This window comes from Leuconostoc kimchii IMSNU 11154 (genome assembly GCF_000092505.1).
GTDB lineage: Bacteria > Bacillota > Bacilli > Lactobacillales > Lactobacillaceae > Leuconostoc > Leuconostoc kimchii.
The window spans coordinates 1,906,210-1,923,825 of the sequence record NC_014136.1 but is presented as its reverse complement, the minus strand read 5'-3'; the positions used below and the strand labels follow the sequence as shown (position 1 = coordinate 1,923,825).

14 protein-coding genes are annotated in these 17,616 nt (G+C 39.8%); 1 reads left to right on the top strand and 13 read right to left on the bottom strand.

Features of this window, described 5'->3' with window-relative positions; all coding sequences use genetic code 11:
* The 3 genes from LKI_RS10230 to LKI_RS10220 all read right to left on the bottom strand — a co-directional run bounded on the left by LKI_RS10230 (nt 1) and on the right by LKI_RS10220 (nt 3,795).
* Entirely contained in the window at nt 1–1,938 is a 1,938-nt protein-coding gene (locus LKI_RS10230; protein WP_013104083.1) for a transketolase family protein, read from the bottom strand.
* 319 nt (nt 1,939–2,257) lie between these two features.
* Entirely contained in the window at nt 2,258–2,803 is a 546-nt protein-coding gene (locus tag LKI_RS10225) for an ECF transporter S component (RefSeq protein WP_013104082.1), read from the bottom strand.
* The gene (locus LKI_RS10220; RefSeq protein WP_013104081.1) at nt 2,800–3,795 is read right to left on the bottom strand and encodes a nucleoside hydrolase; all 996 of its coding nucleotides are present in this window, start codon (nt 3,793–3,795) and stop codon (nt 2,800–2,802) included. The genes LKI_RS10225 and LKI_RS10220 overlap by 4 nt, the downstream gene beginning before the upstream one ends.
* Nucleotides 3,796–4,040: 245 nt before the next feature.
* On the opposite strand from LKI_RS10220, the gene LKI_RS11060 reads away from it, so the two are divergent.
* A complete protein-coding gene (locus LKI_RS11060; RefSeq protein WP_013104080.1) occupies nt 4,041–4,199 on the top strand; it encodes a hypothetical protein in 159 nt (52 codons plus the stop codon).
* Between the two features lie 200 nt (nt 4,200–4,399).
* Here the strand turns inward: LKI_RS11060 and LKI_RS10215 are convergent, their stop codons facing one another.
* The 10 genes from LKI_RS10215 to LKI_RS10625 form a co-directional block, all read right to left on the bottom strand.
* Entirely contained in the window at nt 4,400–5,059 is a 660-nt protein-coding gene (locus LKI_RS10215) for a DUF3800 domain-containing protein (protein ID WP_013104079.1), read from the bottom strand.
* Between the two features lie 84 nt (nt 5,060–5,143).
* Nucleotides 5,144–6,046 (bottom strand): N-acetylmuramoyl-L-alanine amidase, encoded by a 903-nt coding sequence (locus LKI_RS10210; RefSeq protein WP_013104078.1) that lies wholly within the window; start codon nt 6,044–6,046, stop codon nt 5,144–5,146.
* A 2-nt stretch (nt 6,047–6,048) separates the two neighbouring features.
* Nucleotides 6,049–6,387 carry a phage holin, LLH family gene (locus LKI_RS10205; protein WP_013104077.1) on the bottom strand — a complete coding sequence of 113 codons (339 nt, stop codon included), beginning with the start codon at nt 6,385–6,387 and terminating at the stop codon, nt 6,049–6,051.
* 23 nt (nt 6,388–6,410) lie between these two features.
* On the bottom strand, nt 6,411–6,710 hold the full coding sequence (locus LKI_RS10200) for a hypothetical protein (RefSeq protein ID WP_013104076.1): 300 nt from the start codon (nt 6,708–6,710) through the stop codon (nt 6,411–6,413).
* Nucleotides 6,697–7,098 (bottom strand): hypothetical protein, encoded by a 402-nt coding sequence (locus LKI_RS10195; protein ID WP_013104075.1) that lies wholly within the window; start codon nt 7,096–7,098, stop codon nt 6,697–6,699. The genes LKI_RS10200 and LKI_RS10195 overlap by 14 nt, the downstream gene beginning before the upstream one ends.
* Nucleotides 7,099–7,107: 9 nt before the next feature.
* A complete protein-coding gene (locus LKI_RS10630) occupies nt 7,108–9,558 on the bottom strand; it encodes an SGNH/GDSL hydrolase family protein (protein WP_013104074.1) in 2,451 nt (816 codons plus the stop codon).
* 8 nt (nt 9,559–9,566) lie between these two features.
* Complete coding sequence (locus LKI_RS10185; RefSeq protein ID WP_013104073.1) at nt 9,567–10,532, bottom strand: pyocin knob domain-containing protein; 966 nt, start codon at nt 10,530–10,532, stop codon at nt 9,567–9,569.
* Nucleotides 10,533–10,534: 2 nt separating this feature from the next.
* Entirely contained in the window at nt 10,535–11,644 is a 1,110-nt protein-coding gene (locus LKI_RS10180) for a phage tail protein (protein WP_013104072.1), read from the bottom strand.
* Complete coding sequence (locus tag LKI_RS10175; RefSeq protein ID WP_013104071.1) at nt 11,644–12,483, bottom strand: phage tail domain-containing protein; 840 nt, start codon at nt 12,481–12,483, stop codon at nt 11,644–11,646. The genes LKI_RS10180 and LKI_RS10175 overlap by 1 nt, the downstream gene beginning before the upstream one ends.
* Entirely contained in the window at nt 12,473–17,608 is a 5,136-nt protein-coding gene (locus tag LKI_RS10625) for a tape measure protein (RefSeq protein ID WP_013104070.1), read from the bottom strand. The genes LKI_RS10175 and LKI_RS10625 overlap by 11 nt, the downstream gene beginning before the upstream one ends.
* Nucleotides 17,609–17,616: the final 8 nt, after the last annotated feature.

Genomic DNA, 17,616 nt, shown 5'->3' with positions numbered 1-17,616 from the left:
TTATGCCTCCAAATATTGCGCTATTTTTTTAACAATCACACTGGCATTCAAACCGTACTCATCTAATATTGTTTGTGGATTTGCGCTCATACCAAACCGATCAATACCGAATATAAGCCCACTATGACCAGTTAACGCTTGCCAACCAAGTGTTGTTCCTGCTTCTATTATCACATTTTTTGCATTATCTTCGGGAATAATTTTGGATTTTTGAACGGTATTCAATAATAAAAATTGTTGCAAATTAGGCATTGAAATGACACGGCTAGCAACAGACAATTTTTGACTAACTGCCAAGGCCAATTGCACCTCTGAACCCGTAGCAATTAAATTAATAACAGCATGTGGTTGCTCGTTTATTTTTGCAGCACCGTATTTCATAGCTAACTTTGCTTGTGACACTGTGCCTTGTGTCCCAATTGTGCCACGGTTTAAAATTAAAACAGTTGGCCGATCTGTTGATATTAATGCCGTTCGCCATGCTTCTGCAATCTCTGCTGCAGTACCTGGACGTAAAACGTTAACATCAGGAATCAGACGTAGACTCATCAATTGTTCCGTTGGTTGATGCGTCGGTCCATCTTCACCAACCGTTATACTATCATGTGTAAACACATAGATAACCGGTACTTTTTGCAGCGCACTTAATCTAATGGCTGCTTTCATATAATCTGAAAATGCCAGAAAGGTAGATCCAAAAATTTTAGTGCCACCATGCAGGGCAATGCCGTTCATCACGGCGCCCATACCGAATTCTCGCACGCCAAAAGCAATGTTTTTCCCAGCACGATGTTCCTTATCAAATAATGATGCATCAACAATTTCTGAATTTGTTGACGTGACTAAATCAGCTGATCCTCCCCATAATTGTGGTAATTGTTGCGCAAACGATTGTAAGACTATTTTTGAAATTTTACGACCTGCTTGGTCTTTTTCCATCTCAGTTAAAATTGGCGTCTGCGTTACCTGATTTCGTGTAAATGCTTCATATGCTGCTAACGCACTAGCTTTTGGCTTTTTTTGTTGTGCTAATCGTCGATTGATACGATCACGCATGTCTTTCAGAATAGGCTGTGGCACAGCGAAGTCATGAATTGTTGTGTTGAGCTGTACGCTTAATTCCTCGAGTTGCACTGGATTTAATGGCGTGCCATGCGCTTTATTTGTTCCAGCAAATGGACCATAATCACCAATAATTGTTTTAACAGCAATGAATGTTGGCTTAGGTGTTAATTTAGCTTTTTCAATTGCTGCATGAATTGCCGTCAAGTTATTACCGTCAGTCACTTCCTGAACGTCCCAACCATAACTTAAAAAGCGTGCTTTATTATCAGATATGTCTGACCTACTCTTTTTCCCATCTAGGCTCACATGATTATCATCATACAGCACAATTAGTTTGGCTAATGATTGTTGCCCAGCTAATGAGGCCGTTTCGTGACTAACCCCTTCCATTAAATCACCATCACCCACAAGCGAGTAGGTAAAATGATCAATAACATTAGGAAACTGCTCATGCAACTTTGCCTCTGCCATCGCCATGCCAACTGCCATACCCAATCCCTGCCCCAACGGACCCGTCGTAGCCTCAACACCAGGTGTGACACCTACTTCCGGATGCCCCGGTGTTTTTGAGTGTGGCATTCTAAATTGCGCTAAATCATCAGATGATAAATTAAAACCAGCAATATGTAGTGTCGCATATAACAGAGCAGCACCATGTCCAGCTGACAATACAAAACGATCCCGATTGATCATATCTGCATTTTGAGGATCAACAACTAATTGATTCGCATATAATTCGTATAGAATTGGTGCAGCACCAAGCGCGATACCGGGATGTCCAGAACCAGCTTTTGAAATCATTTGATTAGCGATCAAACGTAAACTATTAATAGTTTGCCATTCTGTTGCGACTGGAATTAACATTTCACTCATAATATTCTCCTAAAAAAATCGTGCTAGTGGCTGACACTTAGCACGATTTCTTAAAGCAGTTTTATGCTGCAAAATAAAAAGTCACTAAGTGTTTTAAATCCACTTAGTGACTGACCTTGAAAAGCTTCTGGTCGCTAAGTGCGTCGTATCCCGACGCACTTCATACATGCGACGGTTCTACATAAACCAGAAGTAATAATAGCTATTGTTTTTCAAGATTTTGTTGTTCATAATTTTTCTCATTCCTATTTAATGTTTTAACTATACAACTTTAAATGATAATTGTCAACACATTAATTAAGAAACAATGTGTTTCTACTCATCGATTATAACTCTGAATTGTTTTATACACGATTGCAACAATATACACGCCAATGACCCGATCAAAGTAATCTGTCCCCACTTGTACGAAAAAAACAGCAATCGCTTGATTAAGACCCATACCATGTAATACTTGCACTAGCATACTAGAACCCGATGACGTTACCCCATGGAATAATATTACAGTAATGATTGTACTAACGATGGTGGCGGGTACTGAAATAATTAATGCTACCCACCATATTTTCTTAAAATCTGTTGGCTTTACTTTTTTATAAACAAAACCCGACACAAGTGCCGTTGTTATTTGGCTAGGCATAAAATAGATTGAAAAAAGATCTCCCGTAGCGCCATTGATCAGTGCTGTTATGACACCTGTCATCATACCACCAACAGGTCCAAAAATAGCACTTCCCATCAACGTACCAATTGTATCCAAATATATTGGTAATCTAGCATATAAAGCAAGATGGGCGCCAACAATGTTAATAACAATGAATAATGCGATTAACGCAATTTTTTGTGCTGACATATGCTTTTTCATGTTAATTGCTCCAAATCAGTCGCAATACGATCTAACTCAGCCGCAACGACACTAACATCTTGCGTAATTAAGCCACTGACAATATAAGCCATGGCTGGTTTGGCATCAATTTCTTGTAAAATTGTAGCATTAGCCGACTTACCCCAAAAATCAGCAATGTCCACGATACTTTGCCCCAAGGCTATACCTGAAGTAACTACAGTCACATATTTATGAATGCTCCGTGATAGCTCTGGATGTAATGCATAAACAATAACTAAAGGATCATTAATCACCGCACCTAATACATGTTCTTGTTGCCAATGAAACTGAAAATAAAAGCGAATAATTTTGACAACAAAGGTTGCTTTTTGAGGATTTAAATTTTGCATCAATGCCAATATGTTTGGCGTTAAAACAATCTTACGTGTCACGTCCAACGGTACTAATTCAATACAAAGTGGTGCATTTTGCAAAACGTAATCCGCAGCATCAGGGTCAACCCAAAAATTATATTCCGCAACTGGGGATGTATTCCCATGACTCTTGTATGCACCACCCATAACAATCAAACGTGAGACATGTTGCCAGATACTTGGTTGCTGTTGAAGCGATAATGCCACATTTGTTAACGGTCCTAGCGCCATAAACCACACGTCATCGTTTTCTGTTAATAACTTGACGTATCCGGATTGAGCATTAAGTTCACTTAACGGTTTATCTGGCGCATCTGGTATACAACTTTCACCTAGACCATCCATACCATGAGTATCTTGCGCACTAGTGTATGCATGATTCAATGGCTTAGTCGCACCGGAAAACACTGGAATATCAGAACGACCTGCCTCCTGCAAAACTTTCAATACATTTTTCACACCGATATTGGTTGGTACATTACCAGCAACTACTGTGATACCAATAATATCAAGTTCTGGTGAATTAAGCGCTACCAAAAGCGCGAGACTATCATCAATACCGGGATCAGCATCAATAATGACTTTATTTTTTTGCATCATCTCTCCTACCTTTCAAGGTTACTTGGTTTTTTATCCTGGGCAGAAAATTTTGAGATAAATCTATAATTTTCTGTTATGGTATAAAACCGCTGTAATTGCTATTATAACAGTAGTCTAGCTAATTTAATATATTTTTTTAATTCTGTATGTTTCTATTAATTTCTAATACAAGGGCTACAAATAGGCTACAATTAAAAGCGTTTTTAATTCAATCTCGTATCATTAATTTGAAAGGACATAATATGATCAACGAACAAACAATACGTACTATTTTAAGAATCATGCCACCCGTGACAATTCGCAAACAGACCGGCATTGATATTTACTTGATTGATGCGCACCAAAAATATAATGAGCCACTTGAATTAACAAGTGAGCAACAACGTACATTAGATGAATAGGCTAGTGAAATACTTGAATAGAACGCAAATAAAAACACCTGCGAGGATTTTTCCGAGTAGGCGTTTCTTTAATATGTACGGGTATTGCAATACACCGGCTTGTGCACAACAGCTGAGATATAAACATATTAATCCCGACATGTATTGGCTAATGTACCCTTATGTCATTATAATAACAAATTTATTTAAATCACGCAATACTATTTTCCAAATTCTTTATAGGGAAAATGTTGTCTTGTGCCAATTATTGGACGTATTTTATCAAGAAAAGGCTCATAATTGTATTCGAACTTACATTGAATGGCGTGCGCAATGAAATCAGCAACCTGAATTCCCTCGAATTTATGCGATTTAACAGATTTAACCTCGATCCCTAATGTATATTTTTTCATTTCAAACCAAGCTAAGTGTTTTATATATTCATCAATGTTAAATCCGTTTTTCACGGCTTGATTTCTTTCATCGATATAAAATTCTAACCTATCGCCATCACCTAAGTGTTTTATAATTGGTTTAACTATATATGAAACCAAATAATTATACAAAATATTCTGATTTTCAAGTAACTTGCTGTCAATTTTGGTTAAGTCAACGGTTATATAACGAACAACAAAATAAGAATTTACTATTTTACGAATAACGTATTCTCTAATTACTATGTCGCTATTTGCTGCCTTTACTTCGCCAAGACTTGTAGCAACGCTTGGAAAATTTCGTTTTACTTGACCAGTAATTCTTCTCATATTTCTAATTAATTTTTTATGGTTGGATTCACTTACTTCAATGGCCGCAATTGTGAAATAGCGCCCATCACTACCAAAATTGCCTGATTCATCAATATATACAAATTTTTTCGACATTTTTATTTTCACTTTATTTTTTTAATCATTATATCACATAAAAACACCCAACCAGAGTTATCCAGTTGGGTGTTTTCGTAGTTATTAAATTTTTGAGAACGCCGTGGCATCAAACCAAATTTCGCCATAATCTCCGTATTTGATACCAACGCCATTAGATGCATTGTCGTAATCATCAACAGTACCAGTGTTATTATTGTTATCAAATTTCACATAGTCGCCAACACGAACGTTTTCGGAGTTAGAACGACTTGTATTATCGACAAGCGCCCATGGAATACCATTATATGTCCAATTAAAGTTTTTGCCACCAGCAAGACCATAGTTGATCAGCTGCATAATGCCATTAACATTTTTTACCTCATCAACACGAAACTTACCGTATGCCGTAAATTCATTACTAGCATTTTTAAATGCTTGAATAGCACTTGTGTTTTTAGCAGTTACACTAGCTTTTGATGGCTGTGCTGGTTTTTGACCTGCTGCTTGTTGCGCGTAGCGAATCAACTTATCAATATCTAAACCACCTGGGCAAGCTGTTGATGTGACTTCACGATGCAATTTAATCGTGTTGCGATTAATTGGCAAATTGTAACGTTTACAAATATCTGCAATTAATCGTGCTGAATTGCGCAATGTCGCATCAGATACTCCCCATGATGGTGCACCTGTTGAGTTGACATGTTCGAGCCCAATGGAACGCCCATTAGGATCAGACATCTTAGGAACGTCTGCGCCACCTGTTCCACCTGCATGGTAGGCAACATAGTTTTCACCAACAGCACCAATAATTTCATTGTCTGTGATTTCATAATGTGCTGATGTCCAATTACCAGCTGATACTAACCATGTGTTAAGTGCGACATCTTTATTAGTTGTAGCATTATGATGCACAACAATGGTATCAATAGCTCGTTGTCGCAATCCACCATTAAACATCGGACGTGGATCTTTGCTTGTTATGGATTTTGAATATACTTCTCCCATGGTTATTTTTCCTCCTCTTTAACTTCTGGGTGCCAATCATGCAACTTGGCTACCGCCTTTTCAATTTCAGCATCTACTTGATCGTCTGAAAAATTGAATGGTACCTTATTTTTTATTAAACGATCATACAAGAATGCTGTTGCCTCGCGCTTTTTTTCAGCCGGTGTATCTGCATTATTTTCAGCAAACGCCACCGCCTGCTCCGCCCACTTAGTAAATGCTAATAAGCGCTTGTTTTTCGTGTTAGCATTAATCAACTTGATGCCCGCATGGACGACAGCGGTTACAATGCCGCTCGTCCACAATGCGATTAAAATGCCGATTAAATCTGTCTTACTCATATTTTCTCCTCAAAAAAAGACGGCTAAACCGTCTTCATTAGTTCATCAATTTTTGATGTCAGTTTGCGTACTTCTGTTCGCAAGGATTCGTTTTCTTCAGTTAACTTGCCATTATCAGTGCGTAATTTAGTTATCTCACTGCTCAAAACAGAAACCTGATCGGACAACTCCTTGACTAATGCGCCCTGCGTGGCGAACATCTCACTAACTGTGTCATCGTGATTTTTAACAGTATCTTCTTTTTTGCCACGCCACGCAAAGAAACCGGTGGCGATGGTGCCGATAACAGCTAGTGTTGGGGCTAAATACTCAATACCGCTCACCGCCTTTCAATTTGTAGCGTGGCTCTTCCCATGCGCTTAGAAACACATTAATCGTGATGACAATAAATATGAATGGTGCAATGGTCACGTTACCAGTGACGACAATATTCATGATGTAACTGCCTGATAGTAACGCCCACATGCCCCCCGATAACGCTATCAGCACCAAACGTATGCGATACCAGTAAAAGTCCCACAATGAGTTAACTAGCAAGGTAAAGCCAATCAATACGTAAATGAGCCCTAATATCGGGTTGTCCAGCAAGCCTAATGCCCACGGTAAACGACCGTCTAATTGCTGATAATGTAGCATGATAATCGCCCCAATGATGATTTCTTCAACCGCTACCGTGACCCAATTTCTATTTTTCCAAAAATGTTTTTTCATTTAATACACCTAAATCGTCTGTTTGATAGCAGCATACATCACGTCCGCCATCTTCTTGTAACCTATTTCAGAGGGGTGGAAGTGGTCTATTCCAATATAGTCCACTCTCTCTGGCTGGTATTCATTAGCTGGTATTTGCTGATATTGCATATCCCAAAGGGTATCGATATTCAAATAATATGGCGCAATATAAATACGCTCATCAGTGCGATTGTCGAAATCTTGAATTGTTTGATTGAGCAATGCTGCAATGTTATCTCTACGGGCATCATTTCGGAAATTGCCAAATGATGAGTAGATGTGTGTTAAACCAATAACAATCACCGTATCTGGTTTAACAGCCCTGATTTGACTAATGAAAAAGTTGTAGTGGTCTGTTTGAGACAACGACGTACCATTAGTAACATACCGGTTGGGATCGTTTAATCCAAAATTAATGACGACAATATCAGGCGCTGCCATGTTATTCTGTGTCAAGTACCAAGCCCAATCAAATTCCTTCTTTTCTGGATTGTAGAATGAGTTCGTATTGCCTGTATCATCGGTTTTGTCAACATAGTGCAACGCACCAGCACCCCATCCACTTCGTGCTTCGTGACTAACGCCATCTTTTACCCGTGTGCCAACTAAGGTAAATTTAGTGGCATCAGACGCCAAACGATCACGAATACTATCCAACAAATAAAGTGATTCAGATGTTGACTCACCAATAATCATGACTGACTTATTTCCGCCATTTTTAGTGGCATCAACACGCTGAACAGGGATATATTGATAAGGGTCTTCATTCCTTGTCTTAACGCCTAATTGCGTGTCTGCTGCTTCAACCAATCCTATCTTTTGAGTACCAAGTGTTTTAGTTGCAATGACATTCTTATCATCATAAACACTGCCTGATTTTAACAAATTAGTTAATACGACATTAGCAGTCTTGCCATTCATGACAGGATAAACAGATGGTAACATTAGCTCGTCTTGTGTCTCATTTGTAGCGTCTGCCCATTTAAGAACTTCTGAAACATTTTTAACACCGTAGAACACCGGTTTAAACGTAAAGATGTCACCACGCATTTGTGTAATTTGCATCTTAGCCATCTTTGGGTTGGCAATTAGTGCCTTCTTAAAATCAAACACAACATCAGTGCCATCTAAGTAGAGAAAATCTAGTGTCTTAGTACCATCATTGTATTGTGTACCAAAATTGGCAATGACCTTCCCTGTATTGTCAAACAACATAATGAATTGACCACTGTCTAATACTGTCTGTTTGAATTTCATCAAACCTTTGTCGGGCAAATTAGTTAATTCCATGGCAGCATAGACATCACTGTTACCAAAATTCAGCTCGCCTGTCGTGGTATTCCAAGAGATATTACGTTGACGGTAGAGTGGCTTAATATCAACTGGCAAGTACTCATTTGAAAGCTCGGTCAGTGCCTTGTTAGTCACATTATTAGTGTCACTCAGCGCCATTAAATCAGTTAAATATTGCTCCTTGCTTACTTTGACATATAGCTGAGACTGCTGAGTGTATGGCTGGGCAATATAGATGTATTTTTCAGTCAATTGATTGAAAACATATTGCATATCAATTACTAATTCAGAGTCAGTAACTGTGTACCCTTGACGTGTGAATGATGACCCACCAGCATTTAATTCATCGACTGTTTTTTCAAATACCAAAGTGTTGCCGTCTGCCAAGGTGGCTGCAATAAATTTAGCGTCGATGGGCAAGATTGGTAATCTCATCGTCCCTTGTGGCAATACTGGTATCTTAGTTACAAAAAAATTAGGCGAGGTAATATAAGCAATGTTCACGTTGCTAGTCGATATATAGCGATTAGCTAATACGGTCATTTGATTAGTCACATCTGTGCGCTTAGCTATTTTTCGTGAATCAACTACACCATCAGCTAAGCCAACCGCTTGATAAACACCACCATCAACCCATGAGCCATTTGACCACAAGTACTTGTGACCATTATCAGACGTGATAAATATACCTGCCTTACCACTTGGATAGGTACTCTTTAGCGCTGCTGAGTTAGCAAATACTTCAGGTGTTAGGCTAATTTGTGATAACTTGGTGTCAATTTCACTGTCTTGGTGGTCTAAGCGGTTTTTAAGTGTGCTGTACCCATTACCTGCATTGTCCGAACGTGCCTCAATGACTTCTGATTTTGTTTCACGTCCTTCATTCAATGCTGTTTCAGCTGTTGCTTGGTCAGCGTCACCACGTGATTTCAAAGTCTTATAAGGCTTTCCTGAACGGTCAATCCGTGCTTGTGTCACTTCGTTTTGACTGGCTAATGGTACGCCACCCAACATGTCTAATATTTGCTTGTTGAGTGTGTCGCCTTGACCATCAACCGCGACTTGTATTTTTTCAAAGTTATCGCCTAGTTGGGTTCTTAAGACCTGTCCTAGGTTCAAGTCAAGATTTGTTTCTAATTTTTCCATGTGTCTCCTTAAGCAACAACCCATGTTGCTGATATTCTAATGGTGGTACCTACCGGCAATGTGCCACCAATAACATTTGTTTCACCGATTGACACGTCATCTAGCGTGACACCACCATTAGTTTGAAATACTAAGTCGCCACGGACTTTTTGTTTACTACTAGGTGCGTTAGTGGCTATTGCAACACGATATTCTGCAAATGGCAAGCAGTCACTAGGAATGAGCGTTTCGGCATGATATGAGTTCAAATCAGTAATATCTATTGCAATTTTTAAATTGCCATATGCCGTCACGATCTTGCCTGAACGAACAAATATGATTGAAGAACTGGCGTCGTAATAAGTTCCTAACCCATTAACTTTTGTTTGAACGCTTTTAACTTCTTGAAGTAGTGCCCCGCTTGGTGCTTTGATATTGCCACTGGAGTCACTCGTGATAACTCTGCGCCACGGACTCCATATGTTGTTCACGTCATAATATGAGCGTATGAACGTCCCTGCTGAGTCATTAGTCGTGTATTCAGTGACGATTTGAACAACACCCGCCGCACGATAAACTTGCATTGTCAAGGCATGTGTTGTCGGTGCATTTGTCATACTAACAACATCTTTATCTTTGTCTGAATAAAAAAATCCCTCTTGGGTGTAATTGTCTAAATCACTCCCACTAGGAATTTTCTCTGATTTTAATTCAAATTTAGCGTTTTCATCAACTAATATTTTTCCATCAACTAATAAATGACCCGAAGTGTCAAATGATAACTCGTGATTACCACTGTTTAACGCTTCAAAAGTGACCTTGTCAAATTTAAAATCACTGAAATCTGATTTTGTAAAATGGAACCCATCGGGTCCTATCAGCAATCTTGCATTATCTATATCGCCATCGGGCGAAACATATGCCCCTTTGTAAAATTTCGTCGCACTGACGTCCACCACAACAGCGGGTCTCTGCCCGTCCCAATTAATTGCCATCGTTACCTCCAAACATACCAAACGCCATCATTAACAATCGTATCAACTCTCCTGGAAACAGCCTTTAAAGCCGTTCCTATCGTTTTGTTTGACGTTCTGGCATCTCGCTGCATCGCCAAATTACGCGCGTAATCAAATATTTTATTACCAAAAGTCAAAGTATCTGACTGTTTTGGATCTTGTGGAAAATAAGTCATGCCAACAATTCGTGTGTCTACGTCAATGCCGAATCTGTCCTTCAATAAACCAGAATTGCCAACCTTAATGCTGTTAAACTCTGACAGCTTGGCACCATGCTCAAACTCTGCTCGCTCCATCGTATATTGAATGATTGGGTAATCTTGTAGTTGCGACTTAATGTATTCGAGCAATGAGCTACCGTCAGTGAACCTATCATCTTGTACGGTCGCTGCTTGTTTGACACCCCATATATTAGCGTTAGGGCTTCTATATTCAGCGCTAGCGGCATAAGAACCATTATCATTCTGCTTACCAAGCCCTTTGATTGACGTCCTGATGTTGCTATAATCTTCTGTCCATGATATTTTAGTGGCATTATATCCGTCAACAAAGACAAATTGGTCAACGTCTCCCAACTGCTTGTAAATATGAATTGTCCAGTTATCAAAATAGAACTCAAACCCAAAATCACTCTTGAGCGTATTCATTAACAAACTGTCTGAAAAATCACCGCCAAATCCGTCACTAAACGAGTAATTTTTAAATGTATCGTGAATAATGTATTTAAAATCAGTACCATCAGTAATGAACTTCATACAGTCATCTAAACTTTGTGTATTTGTTAAACGCTTATCCACATACATATCATGTAAATCAGTACCTACGTGAACTGCAGACACTGAATATGCCCTCGTCTTTCCCAAAGGGACTGGATTGACAGAGCTTAACCTAAACCATTGATTGGTTTCAGGCACTAAAACACGTGTTTGAGGCGCCATCATTTGCGCTGCAACACTGTTTTGCCCCTCGCTGTCAAATGAAAATGTTAGCGTGCTTAACTCATTTAATGATTCGGTAATTGACAAATTATAGACGGATACAGGCGTTTCATCGCCTATCGCTTGTTTAATAAAAACTATATTTCTTGTCATTAGTAGTAGAACCTCGTATTGAAATCTAGCGTGAAATCAGTTGAACCCACAATCTCCATTTCGTTGTATCCTATTGCATAATCAATGAAGCTGCGATCAGAATAAGAATTACCAAATCGCTGTAGACCGTTGACGATTGGAATTAAGCCAACTAATTTGAATATGTCATCATTTATTAAAGGCTGTTTATATTTAAACGATTGACCTGTCGTGTGATTGAGTATTGTTATGCCGCTGGGCGCAACGCCTCTGAAATTCAGTGTCACCGGTCGTTCGTTAGCTAACAATGGTATCAGTGATGGATTCAAGAATTTAAACTTTGTCCGGTTGATGAAAGAATACTTAGGTGTATCAAACGGCATGCCCATACCAATACCGTAAGTACCGCCATCAAACGTGAATGGATCTTTGGTGGTAGCTGTGCTTTCTGCAAATCCCTCATAACAAACAAGATTCACTGCCACACTTTTAGCTTTCCAAAAGTTACCCAGTCGTGGATATGAAAAAGCTTCCGCTACAACTTTCCATCTCAAAAATGGTGTGCGCATATTAATTACATAAAAAGGCTCGATGCTGCTAAATATTTGCAGTACCTTGAGCCTTTGTAATTCGTAATCATAATTGTCACGAGCAGTCACATCGAACGTCAGTGGAATGGTAGTTTGTTGTACCTGTGTGCTAGTTAAATCGGCACCATAATCGCCCGTTTGGGTGTATGTGTGCTGAAAATTGGCAGATGGTGGATCAAACGAGATAACACGTATACCTTCCTTGTCCAAATCATAAATTGTGCCATCACGTCTTTGAATGATGATGTCGCCTTGATATTTAGTAACCATACGTATTACCTGTCGTCTGTCCTTTCAATTGAATTTCTTGGTTCTGCAAAATCTTAATCTTTGGATATGTTGCGCGAGCTACCTCACCACTGTCCATTTGAATTGTCATATGAACATCGCCACTCAAATCAACACCACCATTGTTGTTAAATGTGTTGCCACCAGCAATAGCTGGCTGTTGTGACATCACGTTTTGCATACCGCTTTTAGCGCCATTAACAATATTAGCCAACTTAGCAGCAAAACTGTTAGGTTGTTTTTGCGCTGTTTCTTTGATTGAGCCGATAATGTTTCTATCAGCCGTTTGACGATTAGGGTTAGTGACCCATTCATCTTCACCGGGAACTTCGCCAACAATGCCAATACCGTGAGTGCGTCCACCATTAGCATAGCCATGACCTTGGCCAAGGAACGATAGATCACTACCATATCTGCTTTTAGCATAGGCTAGACCAGCAAGAATATTGTCATATCCATTCATGATGTTAGTGTGTCCTGCTGCCGCGTAAGCTCTGAATGTACCAGGCTTAACCTGCATCAAACCTGTTGCGTTACCATCAGATAGTCCATCATTACCACCCATAGCGCTAGCATTCCCACCTGATTCGGTTTGAATTTGACGTAATACCTTAGATACCATACCACCAGATGTGCTCAATCCTAACTTGCCTAATGCCTTAGTGACATCATCTTTCCAACGACCGACACCATCGCCCGCTGGTTCAGCCAGACTGTCCTGTGTTGGTGCTATGAACTTCTTGATCCAATCAAACATGCCGCCAACTTGACCTTTAATAAGGCTAGCCATAGGGTTACTACTTGAACTCTTACTATCATCTGATTTAAGACCAGGCACACGATGGTATCCTGCTAACTTTTCAGACCAATCAGACACTTTAGCCCAACCAATGTTAGGGTTTGATCCAGGGGACATGGCACTGAACATCTTGCCATTTCCGCCATAAACCCCAACGTGTTGACTACCGCCCTCACCAAAAAATGCTAAATCACCACTCTTTGGATCTGATACAGCTGTCGAACTATTGTATTGGTCGCCTGAATAATGTGGGAAACTATTCCCCATTTGTCGCAAGGCATCTTGTACCAAACCAGAACAGTCGAAACTGTCGGGTCCTGTAGCACCCCATACATAAGGTTTACCAGTACCTAACTTGATGACTTCTTTCAGCAGTTCAGAACTACCACCGCCACCGCTCGCTTCATCGTTAGCCATGCCCCATAGGGACTTCCACCAATCAACGGCTTGGGATTTAACATGCTTAAATGTACCTGTTGCCAAACCATTCATCATGTTACCCATACCGCCAGATTTGGGATCAAAGACATTTTCAAGTGTCTTGACTGGATGTGCTATAGCGTTTGTAATAAAACCAAACATTTTAGTGTACTTTTCAGTGGCACTTTTTATACCATCCCATGCATTGCTGGCTGTTTTACCAACCCAACTACCTGCGCCTTTGACACCGTCCCAGATTGAACCAAGGAACCCTGTACCACTAGCAAAGTGTTGACTACCCATTAACATTGATAACTCACTTGCGTTTAATACTTCTGTGCCAGGCATCAAGAGACGTTCTGTGTTTCTGCCTTGAACAATCTCCATAGCACCATTAGGGTGTATGAGTGCCTCTTTGTTACCTGTTTCAGGGCTATCGTTCCCATCGTTGAGAATTGCCATCGTTGGATTAGTAATTGCTCTGCGCATATTACCAAACGCACCAGTACCAGTGGCAAAGGCTACTTTAGGTATCTTACTTAATGTACTTTTAGGACCACCAAAGTCATGGATTAAGCCATTAATACCCTCAATACCTGCATTAGGTATGTTGATAACCGCATTAATGCCTTTACCAGCGAGAGATTTCAGACCGTCCCACATAGCACTGAATCCGTTCTTGATACCGTCCCATGTGTCGCTAAAGGTTTTGCCAATCTTATCCAAGACGCCACTCAATGTATCTTTCAGTGAGTTAATTCCTTTGCTTCCAGTACGTTTGATACTATTCCAAGTATCGCTAAAGAAATCAAAGATGGCATCCCAAGACCTGTTCCATGCCTTTTTGATACCATTTAAAGCATCAGAAATCACATCTTCCAACCATTTGATGATTGGCTTAAAGAACTTCTTGATGCCATTCCAAATCTTTTCAAACGTATCTGAAACATAATCCCAAGATCTGTCCCATAGTTTGGTAATGAAACTTAACGCGGCGGTAAAAATCTTTTTCCAAAAATTCAATTCATTCTCGACGTACTTTTGGAGCCCTTTCCATATCTTACCGAACACATTAGAGATTGCATTCCATGTGGCAGACCAAGCCTTTGAAATGAATTTAAGTCCAATGGTAAGAACTTTTTCAATGTTGTTGATAGCATTAGTAAATATCTTCTTGATACCATTCAAAACTTTACTAAACAGGCTGCTAATGGCGTTCCATGATTTAGTCCATGTTTTTTGAATAGGGTCCCATATTTTTTCAAGAAAACTAGTTAAGCCTTTCCAAGCTTTTTTAGTCCAAGAGATTAAAGCATTGAATATCTTTTTAAGCGGTTCAACCAGTGGCTTAGCGATAATAATAGCTATTCCAACAGGAACTGCCAACGCGTATAACAATAACTTTCCAAAACCTTTAGCGAGTTTAACTGTTATCTCAATGAATTTGTCCCAGCCTTTGATAAATCCTTTAACTAGTCCATCGAACCATTTACCTATCGCACCGGCACCACTTCCGATAGATTTACCAATTCCCTTGAAGAAACCAATGACAGCTTTCAACATATCGTCGATAGATTTTTTAAATTTAGCGTTATGCTTGTATAGTAGCGCAAACGCTCCAGCAAAAGGATTGACAATAAATAATAATATTTCTTTCCAATCGTCTTTTACAAAATTAATAACCTTTTTAAAGAAGTCAGAAATAGTTTTCCACGCTTCACCGAACCATTTACCAACGCCTTTGAAAAAGTCTGCCGCACCCTTAACTAGTCCGTCTATAAATTCTCTGAATTTCTTGTTGTGCTTGTATAGCTCGTAGAAAGCCAAACCAACGGCAATAACAGCAGTGACTATGATGACAAATATATTTGCTTTCATAATCGTATTAAGCGCTTTCCAAGCATCGCCAAATAACATTATGGCAATACGCACAGTGGTTATGCCATCACTTACCATCTTGAAAACGCCAACAGCGCCCTTAACAGCAAGCAACGCCACTGCTATAGAGCCTATAGCTAATCCAATAGCCTTTAGTGCGTTTTTGTGTTTCGCAATACCTTCAAGAGCTTTAGCTACCGGATTGATATTTTCGGTTGCTCCCTTTGTTTCTCCAATCATTGCTTTAAAGGAACCGACTATATCAGAAATAACATCAACGAACACTTCAAATACGCCAGATCCGATGGCGCCGATTATTTCTCCTAATGGCTTATAAATATCTCCCAAAGTCTCGTGCCATACGTTTAACCATTGGCTAATCGTAACAATGGTGTCAAATATATTACTGAAATCAAACTTTTTCTTAACTTTATCCGCAGAATCACCAGCACCAATAAAGCCGTCAGTTATTCCTTGAATGAGCTTAATGGCTGTTGTAACAATACCTCCGGTAATAACTCCGAACAAACCACCTATTGCCTGCGCAACTGGTTTTAGTGCATCTATTAACCCAGAAAATGATTGTTTTATTTCATCTACTCTTTTGCCAACGCTACCGTCAGAAACCGCTCCCAAAACGTTATATTTAAAACTTGTCGCAAACATGGATAAACCATTGCTGATTACTCCGAAAGCCTTGCCGACTCCCATGATAACGTCAGCAACCACCCCGAAAGAAGAGGTTGCTACGCCCGCTAGATTATTTATGACACCAGTTAACTTATCTTTACCAATTCTATCAATGATATTATCCAGACCAGAAACAACGTTAGCTTCAAGCGCGCCCCATGCACCCTCAAATGTATTGGTAGCAGTGGCTGCCTTCTTAGCAGCATCATTACTACCTAATTTAGTCAGTGCATCGTTGAATTCATCAGCACTCACTTGTCCATTGGCCATGGCATCACGGAAGTTACCTGTGTAGGCGCCATTCTCTTTCATTGCCTTTTGAAGCACGCCAGATGCACCAGGTATCGCATCAGCTAACTGGTTCCAGTTTTCAGTGGTTAATTTACCAGCACCAGCTGTTTGTGTGAGCATCATAGCTACTGATTTGAACGTTTCAGCATTACCGCCAGCTTGTGCATTCAGGTTACCAGCAGCTTCAGTAAGCCCCATATAGTCTTTAACACCGTTGGCAGCTAATTGCGCTGTGGTGTTTGAAACAGTCCCTAAATCGTAGACAGTATCGTCAGCGTATTTTTTAACCTGCTTAGTCGCACTGTCAATTTCTTTCTCACCAAACCCACCAAGTTGCATGGTTGACTTAAATTTTTGTAACGCGTCAGATGAGCTAAGTGCTTCTTGTCCAAGACCTGCAACAAAACCCGTAATTGTTCGTATGCCACCAGCTACCGCAGAGCCAATGAATGTACCTACGGCTATCTCTTTAATACGATGAAACTTGTCGCCAACTTCTTCCGCTTGTTGCTTTAGTGAACGTAATCCGGTAGATGCATTGTCATTTAGTTCAACTGTAGAAACCACTTTAGATGGCAGCTTTCTCAACTCTTTTTCAAAGTTGATGACTTCACCTTTTTCAGCACGCGTTTGCAAGTCAGTGAGTGTCTTTTTAGGCAACTTTTTGAGTAGCTCTTCAAAATTATCAATACCAGCACGTTTAGCCTGTGCTTCAAGCATGATCTTTTTAGCGTCTGGTATGTCTTTGATAAACTTTTGAAAGTCTATCGCCTCGCCTTTTTCAGCTTTGGCCAATAATTCTGTTTGTTTCTCTTTTGGCAGCTTATTTAGTAACTCGCGAAAGTCGTTGATGCCAGCTTTATCAGCTTGTGCCTCCAATTTTGCAACTAATGGATCACCTTTAAATGCATCTTTGAACTTCTCATAGCCACTCTTGCCTTGCTTTTCGGCTTTGGCATTAAATTCAGTCCACGTGGGGTCAGATTTATCATTTAGTAACAAATCGATATTAATTGAACCATCAGCCATTTAAATTC

Excerpts from the sequence above, each read along its gene's own strand:
- LKI_RS11060 (WP_013104080.1), top strand. The coding sequence starts at position 4,041 with ATGATCAACGAACAAACAATACGTACTATTTTAAGAATCATGCCACCC.
- LKI_RS10625 (WP_013104070.1), bottom strand. The coding sequence starts at position 17,608 with ATGGCTGATGGTTCAATTAATATCGATTTGTTACTAAATGATAAATCT.
- LKI_RS10225 (WP_013104082.1), bottom strand. The coding sequence starts at position 2,803 with ATGAAAAAGCATATGTCAGCACAAAAAATTGCGTTAATCGCATTATTC.
- LKI_RS10175 (WP_013104071.1), bottom strand. The coding sequence starts at position 12,483 with ATGGTTACTAAATATCAAGGCGACATCATCATTCAAAGACGTGATGGC.
- LKI_RS10185 (WP_013104073.1), bottom strand. The coding sequence starts at position 10,532 with ATGGCAATTAATTGGGACGGGCAGAGACCCGCTGTTGTGGTGGACGTC.
- LKI_RS10180 (WP_013104072.1), bottom strand. The coding sequence starts at position 11,644 with ATGACAAGAAATATAGTTTTTATTAAACAAGCGATAGGCGATGAAACG.
- LKI_RS10210 (WP_013104078.1), bottom strand. The coding sequence starts at position 6,046 with ATGGGAGAAGTATATTCAAAATCCATAACAAGCAAAGATCCACGTCCG.
- LKI_RS10205 (WP_013104077.1), bottom strand. The coding sequence starts at position 6,387 with ATGAGTAAGACAGATTTAATCGGCATTTTAATCGCATTGTGGACGAGC.
- LKI_RS10220 (WP_013104081.1), bottom strand. The coding sequence starts at position 3,795 with ATGCAAAAAAATAAAGTCATTATTGATGCTGATCCCGGTATTGATGAT.
- LKI_RS10630 (WP_013104074.1), bottom strand. The coding sequence starts at position 9,558 with ATGGAAAAATTAGAAACAAATCTTGACTTGAACCTAGGACAGGTCTTA.
- LKI_RS10230 (WP_013104083.1), bottom strand. The coding sequence starts at position 1,938 with ATGAGTGAAATGTTAATTCCAGTCGCAACAGAATGGCAAACTATTAAT.
- LKI_RS10215 (WP_013104079.1), bottom strand. The coding sequence starts at position 5,059 with ATGTCGAAAAAATTTGTATATATTGATGAATCAGGCAATTTTGGTAGT.
- LKI_RS10195 (WP_013104075.1), bottom strand. The coding sequence starts at position 7,098 with ATGAAAAAACATTTTTGGAAAAATAGAAATTGGGTCACGGTAGCGGTT.